General features: G+C 48.3%; 12 protein-coding genes and 4 tRNA genes. 8 read left to right on the top strand and 8 right to left on the bottom strand.

The window, feature by feature from the left end; all coding sequences use genetic code 11:
• Together purN and V7P87_RS11130 are read left to right on the top strand one after the other, a co-directional pair.
• Positions 1–654, top strand: a complete 654-nt coding sequence (gene purN / locus V7P87_RS11135; protein WP_333797491.1) for a phosphoribosylglycinamide formyltransferase — start codon at positions 1–3, stop codon at positions 652–654.
• On the top strand, positions 635–1,423 hold the full coding sequence (locus V7P87_RS11130; protein WP_333797490.1) for a DUF3108 domain-containing protein: 789 nt from the start codon (positions 635–637) through the stop codon (positions 1,421–1,423). Before purN ends, V7P87_RS11130 begins: the two co-directional genes overlap by 20 nt.
• A gap of 55 nt (positions 1,424–1,478) precedes the next feature.
• On the opposite strand, the gene V7P87_RS11125 is transcribed toward V7P87_RS11130, so the two are convergent.
• Complete coding sequence (locus V7P87_RS11125; RefSeq protein WP_333797489.1) at positions 1,479–2,249, bottom strand: class II glutamine amidotransferase; 771 nt, start codon at positions 2,247–2,249, stop codon at positions 1,479–1,481.
• A gap of 229 nt (positions 2,250–2,478) precedes the next feature.
• Here V7P87_RS11125 and fadE point away from each other — a divergent pair, with 229 nt between their 5' ends.
• Positions 2,479–4,941: an acyl-CoA dehydrogenase FadE gene (fadE, locus tag V7P87_RS11120; RefSeq protein WP_333797488.1), complete on the top strand. Its 2,463-nt coding sequence runs from the start codon at positions 2,479–2,481 to the stop codon at positions 4,939–4,941.
• A gap of 235 nt (positions 4,942–5,176) precedes the next feature.
• The gene (locus V7P87_RS11115; protein ID WP_333797487.1) at positions 5,177–5,515 is read left to right on the top strand and encodes a 2Fe-2S iron-sulfur cluster-binding protein; all 339 of its coding nucleotides are present in this window, start codon (positions 5,177–5,179) and stop codon (positions 5,513–5,515) included.
• Between the two features lie 107 nt (positions 5,516–5,622).
• Here the strand turns inward: V7P87_RS11115 and V7P87_RS11110 are convergent.
• The 4 genes from V7P87_RS11110 to V7P87_RS11095 form a co-directional block, all read right to left on the bottom strand.
• Positions 5,623–5,699: transfer RNA gene (locus V7P87_RS11110), tRNA-Pro, on the bottom strand.
• Between the two features lie 41 nt (positions 5,700–5,740).
• Positions 5,741–5,816: transfer RNA gene (locus tag V7P87_RS11105), tRNA-His, on the bottom strand.
• Positions 5,817–5,852: 36 nt separating this feature from the next.
• Positions 5,853–5,929, bottom strand: a tRNA-Arg gene (locus tag V7P87_RS11100).
• 37 nt (positions 5,930–5,966) lie between these two features.
• Positions 5,967–6,043 (bottom strand) — tRNA-Pro (locus V7P87_RS11095).
• Positions 6,044–6,285: 242 nt separating this feature from the next.
• On the opposite strand from V7P87_RS11095, the gene folD reads away from it, so the two are divergent.
• Positions 6,286–7,146 carry a bifunctional methylenetetrahydrofolate dehydrogenase/methenyltetrahydrofolate cyclohydrolase FolD gene (gene folD, locus V7P87_RS11090; RefSeq protein ID WP_296299017.1) on the top strand — a complete coding sequence of 287 codons (861 nt, stop codon included), beginning with the start codon at positions 6,286–6,288 and terminating at the stop codon, positions 7,144–7,146.
• 155 nt (positions 7,147–7,301) lie between these two features.
• Here the strand turns inward: folD and cysS are convergent, their stop codons facing one another.
• Entirely contained in the window at positions 7,302–8,681 is a 1,380-nt protein-coding gene (cysS, locus tag V7P87_RS11085) for a cysteine--tRNA ligase (RefSeq protein ID WP_296299019.1), read from the bottom strand.
• A gap of 168 nt (positions 8,682–8,849) precedes the next feature.
• On the opposite strand from cysS, the gene V7P87_RS11080 reads away from it, so the two are divergent.
• Positions 8,850–9,344, top strand: coding sequence for a peptidylprolyl isomerase (locus V7P87_RS11080; RefSeq protein WP_296299021.1), 495 nt, complete (start codon positions 8,850–8,852; stop codon positions 9,342–9,344).
• Positions 9,337–10,098 (top strand): UDP-2,3-diacylglucosamine diphosphatase, encoded by a 762-nt coding sequence (gene lpxH, locus V7P87_RS11075; RefSeq protein ID WP_333797486.1) that lies wholly within the window; start codon positions 9,337–9,339, stop codon positions 10,096–10,098. Before V7P87_RS11080 ends, lpxH begins: the two co-directional genes overlap by 8 nt.
• Before the next feature lie 110 nt (positions 10,099–10,208).
• Here the strand turns inward: lpxH and miaE are convergent, their stop codons facing one another.
• Complete coding sequence (gene miaE, locus V7P87_RS11070) at positions 10,209–10,985, bottom strand: tRNA isopentenyl-2-thiomethyl-A-37 hydroxylase MiaE (RefSeq protein ID WP_333797485.1); 777 nt, start codon at positions 10,983–10,985, stop codon at positions 10,209–10,211.
• A 213-nt stretch (positions 10,986–11,198) separates the two neighbouring features.
• On the opposite strand from miaE, the gene V7P87_RS11065 reads away from it, so the two are divergent.
• The gene (locus V7P87_RS11065; RefSeq protein ID WP_260657176.1) at positions 11,199–11,798 is read left to right on the top strand and encodes a Yip1 family protein; all 600 of its coding nucleotides are present in this window, start codon (positions 11,199–11,201) and stop codon (positions 11,796–11,798) included.
• Positions 11,799–11,888: 90 nt separating this feature from the next.
• Here V7P87_RS11065 and purF read toward each other — a convergent pair whose 3' ends face one another.
• On the bottom strand, positions 11,889–13,403 hold the full coding sequence (gene purF / locus V7P87_RS11060) for an amidophosphoribosyltransferase (RefSeq protein WP_333797484.1): 1,515 nt from the start codon (positions 13,401–13,403) through the stop codon (positions 11,889–11,891).
• Positions 13,404–13,407 lie beyond the last annotated feature (4 nt).

Raw genomic sequence — 13,407 nt, 5'->3', positions numbered from 1 at the left:
ATGAAATCAATTGTTGTATTGATTTCCGGCAGCGGCTCTAACCTGCAAGCCATTCTGGATGCCTGCAAGACCGGCTTTATTGCCGGTCGTGTCAGCGCTGTGATTTCCAATAAAGCCGGGGTCTATGGCCTGGAGCGCGCGGCGGCTGCTGGTGTGAAAACATTGGTGCTTGACCACAAAGCTTATGCCGACAGAACCAGCTACGACAAAGCGCTGATGGCGGCCATTGACGCCGAACAAGCGGATTTAGTGGTACTGGCTGGTTTTATGCGGATTTTAACACCGGAATTTGTCAGCCATTATCAGGGCCGGCTGTTAAATATTCATCCGTCGTTATTGCCCAAATATCAGGGTTTAAACACCCATCAGCGGGCTATTGACGCCGGCGATACCGAACATGGTTGCAGTGTGCACTTTGTTACGGCGGAGCTGGACGGTGGCCCTGTGGTATTGCAGGCCAAAGTACCAGTGTTCAGTGATGATGACGCAGCTGCCGTTGCTGCCCGTGTGCACGAACAGGAACACCGGATTTATCCCTTGGTAGTGCGTTGGTTTTGTCAGGACCGTTTACAACACCTTGCAGATAAGGCATTGTTAGACGGCCAGATTTTATCAGCTCACGGATACGCCGACGATGATGATGACAACGAATAAAAAATGGCGCCTGTCGGCGTCTTTTTTTTGCCTGACCTCTTTTTTCCTCACCCCGGTTTTCCTGACCACATTCAGCGCCAATAGCCAGGCAGTGGTAATGGAAGAACAGGTATCGTCTGCCAGCGACAAAGCTGCGCTGCAACCATTTGAAGCCAAATATCTGATTTACCGCTCCGGCAAGCAACATGGCGAAGCCAGCCGTTATCTGCAAACGGACGGTCAGAGCTATGAACTGGGTTATCACAGCAAAATCAGCTGGCTGATTTTTAGTGATGAACGCAATGAACGTTCACGTTTTTATTTGCAGGATGGCCGCATTAAACCCACCCAGTACCTGATGAAGAGATCCGGCACCGGGCCAAGCCGTCATTATGAGCTGAATCTGGATTGGGCTGGCAAAAGCCTGAAGGTTGATAAAAACCAAAAACTGAAAAAAGTGAATTGGAACGACAACTGGCTGGATTTACTCAGTTTTCATAGCCAAATTGTGTTGGATCTGAAGGCCGGTAAAACAGATTTTGTGTACGACGTATTAAACCGCCACGGCGAAACCCGCAATTACAAATATAAAGTAGCCACTGAAGAGTGGTTGTCTTTGCCATTTGGCAAAATTAAAGCCATCCGGATTGAACGTTACGGCCAGAGTCCGGATAAACAGGTGTATGCCTGGGTTGCGCCTGAACTGGATTATTTATTGGTGCGGTTATGGCAATCAGAAGACAACGTAGAGCAGTTTGACGTGCAGCTGCAAAGTTACCAACCTAAATAAAGCTATTGTTATCAAGGGCTGCTGTCTGGCAGCCCTACACCTTTAACACTTAACGCTATAGCGGCATCAGCTCTCCAGCTTTAAATAAACAAGCCTGCCCAAGCGTCATCGCCTGCCAGCTTTCATTGGATGTCAGCGGCAACGTAGCCACTATAGTCACCACATCGTTGGGAGTGGTTTCACGGCTAAAATCAATATCCACATCCACATCAGATAAACAGGCTTTACCAAAAGGCGCACGCCTGGTGATCCAGTGCAATTTGGTGCTGCAATAACAAAACAGATAATCACCGTCCGACAACAACAGGTTAAACACCCCGAGCTGACGCAGGCCATGGCTTAATTTCAGCAAATAGCGAAACAGCTGCTTTTTGCTTTTTGGGCCATTGGGGTATTTATCAGCAAGGGCAGAAAGCAGATAACAAAAAGCCTGTTCGCTGTCGGTCGTGCCAACAGGTTTAAAACGGCCAAGGGGCAGTGTTTTATAGTCTTTGAGCTGGCCATTATGGGCATAAGTCCAGTAGCGCCCCCATAACTCCCGGGTAAAAGGATGGGTGTTTTCCAGCGCGACGCGGCCGCGATTGGCCTGACGCACGTGTCCCACCACCACATTACTTTTGATCGGGTAGTCACTGACCAGCCTGGCCACTTCGGACTGATGACTGGCCTGTGCATCTTTAAAGGTCGACACCCCTTTCCCCTGATAAAAAGCGATGCCCCAGCCATCTTTATGTGGGCCTGTGTTGCCGCCCCGCTCTTTTAAACCTTTAAAACTAAAACAAATATCTGTCGGTACATTGGCCGACATGCCAAGCAGTTCACACATAACGGTTCTGGATTCTGGTTATCACCTGAAGATGGTGCGAGGTTAGCAGCACAACCCCTGCCTAAACAACCCAAAGCAGGAAGCCAGCGGCAGAAAAAACCTGCTTACGGTGCTATCCGCATAAGTTGACAGCAGATCAACTAGACTGACAAAGGAATCACTTGCATCTTGCGCCGAACCACTTTACCCTTAGCCAGTTAGTGGTCAGACCTCTTATCTGGAGAAACATATGGATTTATTACTCTTTATCATCGGCTTGCTGTTGGCAATCGGTGTACTGGCCTATCACAGAGCCAGTTTAACTCTGTTTACGGCCGCTATTGCGGTTATCCTTGCCGTTGGTACTGTCAGTGATACAGTCGGCTTGATCAGCTGGATTATTTTTGTGGCCATAGCGCTGCCGCTGAATATTGCCAGCATCCGTCAGCAACATATCACCAAACCTTTGCTGAAACTGTACCGCAAAATTATGCCGGAAATGTCGACTACGGAAAAAGAAGCCATCGATGCCGGTACTACCTGGTGGGAAGGCGATTTATTCCGTGGCAACCCGGACTGGCACAAGCTGCATAATTTCCCAAAACCACGCTTAAGTGCAGAAGAACAGGCATTTTTAGACGGCCCGGTTGAAACTGTATTACGGATGGTTGATGACTGGCATACCACGCATGAGCGTGCTGATTTATCTCCGGAAGTCTACCAATACTTAAAAGATCACGGTTTCTTTGCCATGATCATCAAAAAACAGTACGGTGGTTTAGAGTTTTCTGCTTTTGCCCAGTCCTGTGTACTGCAAAAATTAACCAGTAAAAGCATGGTGTTATCCAGCATCGTTGGTGTACCTAACTCGTTAGGCCCTGGTGAATTATTGCAACACTATGGCACCAAAGAGCAGCAGGACTATTACCTGCCACGCCTGGCCAAAGGTCTGGAAGTTCCTTGTTTTGCTTTAACTTCACCGGAAGCCGGTTCTGATGCTGGCGCTATTCCGGATTTTGGTATTGTTTGTAAAGGTGAGTGGCAGGGCAAAGAAGTGCTGGGTATGCGCTTAACCTGGAACAAACGTTATATCACACTGGCTCCTATCGCTACTGTGCTGGGCCTTGCTTTTAAATTGCAGGACCCGGAAAAATTACTCGGTGATAAAGAAGATTTAGGTATTACCTGTGCCCTGATCCCAACAGATACACCAGGTGTCAAAATTGGCCGTCGTCACTTCCCGCTGAACGTGCCTTTCCAGAATGGTCCAACACAGGGCGACAATATTTTTGTGCCGCTGGACTTTATTATCGGTGGTCCAAAAATGGCCGGTCAGGGCTGGCGTATGCTGGTGGAATGTTTATCAGTAGGCCGTGCTATCACCCTGCCTTCTAACAGCACAGGTGGTATTAAAGCTGTGGCTATGGCCACAGGTGCTTATGCCCGCATCCGTCGTCAGTTCAAACTGCCAATCGGCAAAATGGAAGGTGTGGAAGAAGCAATGGCCCGTATTGGCGGTTATGCCTATATGGCCGATGCGTCAACCACCATGTCGGTGGGCTCTATCGATCTTGGTGAAAAACCTTCTGTGATTTCTGCCATTACCAAATACCATATGACGGAGCGTATGCGTCAGGCCATTATCGACGCGATGGATATTCATGGTGGTAAAGGCATCTGTATGGGCCCGAACAACTATTTAGCCCGTGGATATCAGGGTGCGCCTGTTGCTATTACGGTAGAAGGCGCCAATATTCTGACCCGCAATATGATTATCTACGGTCAGGGCGCAATTCGTTGCCATCCTTATGTACTGGCTGAATTACAGGCGGCACAACTGGACGACGAAGGTGCAGCAGTTACCGCCTTTGATCGTGCCCTCTTTGGCCATATCGGTTTTAGTATCAGTAACTTCTTCCGTACTTTCTGGTTGTCGTTCACCAACGCTGCCTTATCGCATGCGCCGGTGAAAGATGAAACAGCCCGTTATTACAAGCAGATGAACCGCTTCAGCGCTGCTCTGGCACTGATGTCAGATATTGCCATGGCAACTTTAGGCGGAGATTTAAAACGTCGTGAACGTATTTCTGCCCGTTTAGGTGATATTTTGTCGATGCTGTATATCACCTCAACAGTACTGAAAAAATACAATGACGAAGGTCGTCAGGTGCAGGATTTACCACTGGTGCAGTGGGCCTGTGAAGACAACCTGGCCAAAGCCCAGCTGGCTCTGGATGAGTTATTTGATAACTTCCCAAACCGCGCTGTTGCAGTGGTATTAAAACGTGTGGTGTTCCCATGGGGCCGCACATTACGCCGCCCAGCTGATGTACTGGATCACAAAGTTGCCCGCATTATGCAAACACCTTGTGAAGCCCGTTCACGCCTTGGCAGTCATCTTTATCTGACACAAGAGCCGAACAACCAGTTAGGTCTGGTTGAAAAAGCGCTGGCTGACATTCTGGCCGCCGAGCCACTGTTTGATAAAGTGGTGCATGCCGCCAACAAACGTCTGCCTTTCTACCGTTTAGGTGAAGTGGCTGACTTAGGTCTGGAACTGGGTGTGTTAAGTCAGGCAGAAGCAGAAAAACTGCGGGTTGCTGAAGCTGGTCGTTTGCATGTGATTAACGTAGATGACTTTGATCCTCTGGACTTAGCTGCCGATAAATCCTTGTTTAACAGCACAGCCGCTAAACCAGAGCAGGCAGCTTAAATACCATGTCAAAGGCACTGGTGTTCAGAGTTTGCAGCTGAGCCCAGCGCTTGAACTAGCAAAGTAAACGACGCCGGCGATATGCCGGCGTTGTTGTTTTAAGGCCCGGCAAGCTGCCTGTCCTGATGTTCTGCCAAAGCAATACAATCAACTGCCAAAAACTTGCCGCCAACTTGCCATGCCCTGCAATCGCCATCTATGCTGTTACCAAAGTAACGACAAGGAGCGTCCAGTTATGTGGTTTTCATGGCTGAAAAAAACACCTGTGTACCAAATGCACTTGAACGGCAACAACATTCCGGTACGCCAAGGGCAAAGCCTGCTGCAGGCTGCGCTTGCGCACAAGATCCAGATCCAGTCCGGCTGCAAAGTTGGTAATTGTGGTTTATGCAAATGCCGGCTGCTGGCAGGCACTGTGCACCCTCTGCCCGATGCTGACAATGCCGCACTTGATGCAACAGAGCAACATTCCGGTCTGATCCTGGCGTGCCAGAACACGGCGCAAAGTAATTTGTGGTTAGAAGTTGCCGAAACAAAAAGACAAAAACGAAACAGAGATGAGCAGCTGGCTTAGCGGATAAGTAATTACGTTGACTGAACAGCGAGATATCTTGTTGATTTAATGATTTGGAGGCTTTGGAAAAAATTCTGAATAACTGAGGAAATCAAAGCGTTGGGAAATGGTCGGTGATGCAAGATTCGAACTTGCGACCCCTTGGACCCAAACCAAGTGCGCTACCAAGCTGCGCTAATCACCGACAACTATTCCGATATTGACACAACTTGCTTCTGAACTGATTGGGGTGGCTGATGGGGCTCGAACCCACGACAACCGGAATCACAATCCGGGGCTCTACCAACTGAGCTACAGCCACCACGGTATCAATTCACAACACAAGTCTTTAAGCTGATGGCGCGTCCGATAGGACTCGAACCTATGACCCACGGCTTAGAAGGCCGTTGCTCTATCCAGCTGAGCTACGGACGCATTAAGTGCGGTCACAGAGCGCATACCAGCTTAAAGATGGTCGGTGATGCAAGATTCGAACTTGCGACCCCTTGGACCCAAACCAAGTGCGCTACCAAGCTGCGCTAATCACCGACATCGTTACACTACTGCAACGGGGCGCAATATTACAACCCGACCCCGAATGCGTCAAACGTTTTTTTTGCCAATAAATTCGTTTGCTTATATTTTGAACCTTTCGCCACTTTTTTGCTGATAAAGCCAGCAATTTCACTGATTTCAAGCGAATAGCACACAAATAAATCTTTGCGCTTGGCGCATTTGACGCTGCTGTGAGAAAATACGGCAACTTTTAAAAGCTGGATCAGAGGCGCTCAATGGCAGCACAAATTATTGATGGCAAAGCCGTCGCTCAGGCGACACGGGGACAGGTAGCAATCCGGGTACAACAAAGATTGGCAGCAGGCAAAAGGGCGCCAGGTTTAGCCGTAGTACTGGTGGGTGCTGATCCCGCTTCTCAGGTCTATGTAGGCAGTAAACGCAAAGCCTGTGAAGAAGTTGGTTTTGTATCTTTTTCTTATGATTTGCCCGCTGACACCAAACAACAACAATTAATCGACCTGATTGACCAGCTCAATGCCGACACCGCAGTCGATGGTATTCTGGTACAACTGCCTTTACCTGCTGGTTTAGACTCTTCCGCTATTCTGGAGCGCATTAATCCGCTGAAAGATGTTGATGGCTTCCATCCTTACAATATCGGTCGTTTAGCGCAGCGTATGCCTGCCCTGCGCCCTTGCACGCCAAAAGGCATTATCAAGCTGCTGCAAAGCACTGGCGTGCAAATTCGGGGCATGGATGCAGTAGTAGTCGGTGCTTCCAATATTGTTGGCCGTCCTATGGCACTGGAATTGTTACTGGCAGGCTGTACCACTACGGTTTGTCATAAGTTCACTAAAAATCTGGAACAACAGGTGCGCCGTGCCGATTTATTGGTGGTTGCTGTAGGTAAACCTGAGTTTATTCCCGGTGACTGGGTAAAACCTGGTGCTCTGGTAATAGACGTGGGCATTAATCGGCTGGACTCAGGTAAGCTGGTGGGTGATGTGGAATTTGATAAAGCTGTGGAACACGCCCGTTTTATTACGCCAGTGCCTGGTGGTGTTGGCCCTATGACAGTGGCCTGCTTAATTGAAAATACGCTGGAAGCCTGTGAGCAATTTCACGATTTAGTTTAAACACTTAGCAGCGGCCAGCAGCCTTTGATGTTGGTTAAACTGGACTTTCAGTTTAACTCAGCGCAGAAACACCAGAAAACGCTGTTCCCGGCCATAAAAAACGCGACTTGAAGTCGCGTTTTTTATGGTTTAGATCAGACAAAGGATAACGGCGATTAACCGCGGCGCCAGCTGGTCACGCCATTTTTATCTTCAACAATAATACCTTTAGCCGTTAAAGCAGCGCGCGCTGCATCAGCTGCAGCCCAGTCTTTATTGGCTCTGGCTTCATTACGCTGTGCAATCAACGCTTCAATTTCAGCCACGTCATCATCAGAGCCACCGGCCTGCAAGAAAGCTTCAGCATCCCCTTGTAAAATACCCAGCACTTCACCAAGTTTGACCAAAATGGCTGCAAGCTCAGCTGCTTTTTGTGCGTTTTGCTCTTTTTCCTTGTTAATATCACGCGCCAGTTCAAACAATACAGGCAAAGCGAGTGCGGTATTAAAGTCATCGTCCATCGCCTGTTTAAACTGCGCCACATAACTGTTATCCAGCGACACTTCTGCAGCTGGTGTGACGCCACGCAGCGCCGTGTATAAACGGCCTAAGGCCGCATGCGCCTGTTGCAGGTTTTCCGCCGAATAGTTCAGCTGGCTGCGATAATGGCTGGAGATCAGGAAATACCGCACCGACTCCCTGTTGTATTCATTTAATACATCTTTGACGGTGAAAAAGTTGCCCAGCGATTTGGACATTTTTTCTTTATCGACCTGCACCATACCTGTGTGGATCCAGGTATTCACATAAGGGGTGTCATGGGCACAGCAAGATTGCGCAATTTCGTTTTCGTGGTGCGGAAACTGTAAGTCAGAGCCACCACCGTGAATATCAAAATGATTGCCCAGATGTTTGGCACTCATGGCAGAACATTCAATATGCCAGCCCGGACGGCCTGCACCCCATGGCGACTGCCAGCTTGGTTCACCTGGCTTGGCCATTTTCCAGAGCACAAAGTCCAGTGGGTCATCCTTGGCCTGATCAATTTCTACTCTGGCGCCCGCTTGCAGCATGTCAAGGTTTTGCTGGCTCAGTTTGCCGTATTGCGGATAAGTACTGACATCAAACAACACATCACCGTCGGCGGCGATATAAGCATGTTTTTTCGCCAGCAAAGTCTGAATTAATTCAATAATTTCGGACATATGTGTTGTTACACGGGGCTCAATATCGGCCGGCAGCAGGTTTAAGGCTTTAAAATCTGCGTGCATAGCTTCAGTGTAACGGGCAGTTAATGCATCACAACTTTCACCATTTTCATTGGCACGTTTGATAATTTTGTCATCAACGTCGGTGATATTGCGGACATAAGTGACGTCATAACCGGAAAAACGCAAATAGCGGTTCATCACGTCAAAAGCTACATAAGTACGGGCGTGCCCCACGTGACAGAAATCATAAATGGTAATACCACAGACATAGAGGCCCACTTTGCCGGGTTGCCTTGGCACAAAAGTCTCTTTTTGGCGGCTCAGGGTATTATAAATCTGTAACATGGGTTTCCTCTGATAAAAATGCTTGCGGCGAAAGGGTGATAGTGTAACACCGGATCTATAGCGCGGCTACGGCCGGCAAGCCCAATTACAGTGCCTTTGGCTTTGTGTTCAGTCACTTCTGCGTTAAACTAGCGCCACTTTTTACTCTCTCAATTCAGAGGACATTCCATGGTCAGCTTACACACCAATTTCGGCGTCATTAAATTGCAGTTATTTGCCGACAAAGCGCCTGCAACTGTTGAAAACTTTAAGAGTTATGTCAGCGAAGGTTTTTACGACGGCACCATTTTCCACCGCGTGATTGATGGTTTTATGATCCAGGGTGGTGGTTTTACTGTGGATATGGACCAAAAAGAAACCAAAGCGCCAATCAAAAACGAAGCCAACAACAAAGTGCCAAACAAAAAAGGCACTATCGCCATGGCTCGCACCAACGACCCACATTCAGCCACTTGTCAGTTTTTTATTAACGTTGCTGACAACAGCTTCCTGAACTTCAGCTCAGAAACTTCTTCTGGCTGGGGTTATTGTGTATTTGGTGAAGTGGTTGAGGGTATGGACGTTATCGACAAAATTAAAGCTGTGGCCACAGGCCGTAAATTTGGTCATGCCGATGTGCCGGTAGAAAACGTTGTTATTGAAAAAGCAGAACTGCATGGCTAAGGGTTTAACCCTCGTTATTGCTGATTTGCATTTAAGCCAGGAACGCCCGGATATTACCGCGGCGTTTTTGCTTTTTTTGCAGCAAAAAGCTGTTCATGCTGATGCACTTTATATCCTCGGTGACTTATTTGAAGTCTGGATTGGTGATGATAACCCCTCACCTTTGCTCAGTCAGGTTGCTGCAGCGCTTCAGCTGTTAAGCAGCCAAGGTGTGCAGTTATATTTTTGCCATGGCAACCGCGATTTTTTGCTGGGCACAGGTTTTGCCAACAGAGCTGGTTTTCAGTTATTAACCCCGGCCACTGTGGTGGATTTATACGGCACCAAAACACTGCTGATGCACGGCGACAGCCTTTGTACCCTGGATTTGCAATATCAGAAGTTTCGCAAGTGGTGGAACCAACCCTGGTGGCAGTGGCTGATTTTGTCAACGCCACTCTGGTATCGCCAGCATCTGGCGCGCAAAGCCAGGCGTATCAGCAAAGCAGATAAATCCGCCAAAACCGCCATGATTATGGATGTAACCCCGGATGAAGTGCCGAATGTGATGACGGCTCATCAGGTAAAACACTTAATTCACGGCCATACCCACAGGCCTGCGGTGCATCAGCTGGATTTAGCAGACGGCAGCACGGCTTATCGTTATGTGGTTGGTGACTGGTATCAGCAAAGCTCTTATCTGGAAATTACCCCAGAACACTGGCAGCTGCATTTTGCCGCTTTACCTGAGCTTGACGCTCAAACCAGTGGCTGACCAGTTTTAAACGCAATACCTGCTGCAAGCTAAACAAAAAGGAGCTTCAAAGCTCCTTTTTGTTTTTGTATCATGCGGTGATGGCAGGCATCACAATAAGTTCGATGTGGTCAGGCTGGCACACCACTGTGAAAACGGAATTCTGTATCAGGCGTCAGAATTAAATCCCGCTCCACCCCGGCAAAAAAGGCAACACGCTCGTCAATAGGTTTTTTGCTGTAACTTTGTGCCAGCTCCAGATAATCGCTGTAGTGCCGCGCTTCAGAACGTAATAACGAAATATAAAACTTCGCCAGCTCATCATCGAGCAAAGGCGCCAGCGCGGCAAAACGCTCGCAGGAGCGCGCTTCAATAAAAGCACCAATAATCAGCTTGTCGATTAAAGCTTCAGGTTCATAAGTGCGCACATGCGTCAGCATGGCTTTGGCATAACGGCCGGCGGGCATTGGCGTATAAGGAATATCCCGGTTTTTCATCAGTTCTATCACTTGTTCAAAATGATGAATTTCTTCCCGCGCCAGACGAGCCATTTTTGCCAGAATATCGTCGTTGTGCGTTATGTCACTGATGGAATTAAGCGCTGCTGTTAAAGCACGTTTTTCCAGAAAGTCCTGCTCGTGTAAACCGCCCTCTTCCACATCAATACACTGATAAAAATCCAGATTTGGGATCAGCTGTTTTTTGCCCTTAGGCAAACAATAACGGCGGATCATACTGTGTGCTGTCATGGCGGCTTTTACTTCACAGTTTGCATGATCAATCAATAAAGCACTGAGCTGCTCAGCTTCTGCCGCCTTGTTTAACCAGGCTTGTGGTGTCCGGCATGCCAGAAAACCGGCCACAGGTGCAACTAATTCAGCTATTTCTTCAGAAAGGACCACTGCCACAACTTTTACCCCACAAAAAAGACGCGACATTATAACGACGGCGCAGCCTGGTACCAAGGCAGTTTTTCCTGAAGCTGTGGTTAAACTCAGAAAACAGGTGGATATTCAGGGGCAAACTTGACGGGATAAGCTCCGTTAGCCATAACTTAATTATGAGTGTTGGCTAGTCACTCAGACACCATTAGTTCAGCAGTCGACAAGGATAACTAAAATATGATCTTAAATCACTTATGGGGGCTGTACGCCCACCCGAAAGAAGAATGGCAAACCATCGATGCCCGTCACGAGAGCCTGAGATATAGTTTGATCCATATTTTACTGGTGGCACTGATCCCGTCGGTTTGTGCTTATTTTTCCGCGGTACATATCGGCTGGAGTATAGGGGTTGGCGAACCTATCAGTTTAACGTCCGAAAGTGCGCTGATGCTGGCCGTTGCCATGTATATCGCCCTGATCCTGGGCGTTTTTGCGCTGGCTTACCTGGCGCATTGGATGGCACATACCTTTGGCTCAGAACCGACTTACACCCAAACCCTTGAACTGGCGTCTTATACCTCAACACCACTCTTTATGGTTGGTATTGCCGCCCTGTACCCCGAACTTTGGTTTGTGATGTTGGTTGGTTTGGCCGGTTTATCCTACTCAGTGTATTTATTGTACGTTGGCGTGCCTATTCTGATGCACATTCCGGAAGAGCGTGGTTTTATTTACGCCAGTTCAGTGGTGACCTGCGGCTTAGTGCTGTTGGTTTGTGTGTTAACAGCAACGGCAATTTTATGGAGCTCAGGATTCCAGCCGGTATTTACCCATTAGGGCATCGCTAAAATGCTACTCGTCACCAATAACAAAGGGAGCCAAGGCTCCCTTTGTTCTGACCAAAATATCTGCTTTTACAACTACGGCTTAATTGCCTTCGTTATAAGTCTCCAGATTGCCGGCCATTAATGCCGCCTTGCCACCTTTTTTGGCGTCATTGCGCGCTGCGTCTAATCTGTTGAGGTATTCCTGGGTAATGTCATTAGTGACATAAACCCCATCAAATACTGATGTTTCAAACTTTTTAATGTCCGGATTCTGGCTACGCACTGCTTCAACCAAATCGGTTAACGACTGGAAGATCAGGCCGTCAGCACCAATGATTTTGCAGACACTCTCAGCGTCATGACCATGGGCAATCAGCTCATTCGCCGATGGCATATCAATGCCATACACGTTCGGGAAACGGATTTCCGGAGCCGCTGACGCAAAATACACTTTGTTGGCACCAGCTTCGCGCGCCATATCAATAATTTGCTCTGAGGTGGTACCACGCACAATAGAGTCGTCTACCAGCAATACATTCTTGCCTTTAAACTCCTGCCAGATAGCATTGAGTTTGCGTTTCACCGATTTTTTACGCTGGCCCTGACCCGGCATAATAAAAGTACGGCCGATATAACGGTTTTTTACAAAACCCTGACGGTACGGCAGACCCAGCTCAGTGGCAATTTGTAAAGCGGCGTCGTTACTGGTTTCCGGAATTGGGATCACCACATCAATGTCCAGATGCGCCCATTCTTTTTTAATTTTTTCGCCGAGTTTTTTGCCCATAGCCACCCGCGACGCGTATACAGAAACGTTGTCGATAGTGGAGTCCGGACGGGCAAAATACACATACTCAAAAATGCACGGTGTATAAGTTGGGTTTTCAGCACATTGCTGGCTGTACAGCTGACCATCTTCGGTAATATACACGGCTTCACCTGGTGATACGTCACGCAATACGGTAAAACCATCGGCATCCAGGGCCACACTCTCAGATGCCACCATATATTCGGTGCCTTTGTCGGTTTCCCTTTTACCCATCACCAAAGGACGAATGCCATGTGGATCACGAAACGCCACCAAACCATGGCCGATGATCAGCGCCACTACAGCGTAACCACCACGCACTTTACGGTGCAGATTGGCCACGGCATTAAAAATGGCATCCGGCATCAGCTGCATGGCACCATCACCTTGCAGTTCATGCGCCAGCGCGTTTAATAACACCTCAGAATCTGAACTGGTGTTGACATGGCGGCGTGCCACTTTAAAGAGTTCGTTTTTCACTTCTTCAGCATTGGTCAGGTTGCCATTGTGGGCCAAAGCCAGACCAAATGGGCTGTTCACGTAAAAAGGTTGAGCTTCGGCTGTGCTGGAAGAACCTGCCGTTGGGTAACGGACATGGCCAATACCTATGTTACCAGCCAGACGCTCCATATGGCGCTCTTCAAAAACGTCTTTGACCAGACCATTGGCTTTACGCAAGCGCAGCCGGTTTTGATCGACAGTAACAATACCGGCTGCATCCTGACCGCGATGTTGTAACACGGTTAAGCCGTCATATAAGGCTTGATTGACCGGATATTTACCTACGATACCAACAATACCACACATGGAA

This window comes from Rheinheimera sp. (genome assembly GCF_036782235.1).
Classification (GTDB): domain Bacteria; phylum Pseudomonadota; class Gammaproteobacteria; order Enterobacterales; family Alteromonadaceae; genus Pararheinheimera.
This window is presented reverse-complemented; position numbering and strand designations above follow the sequence as displayed.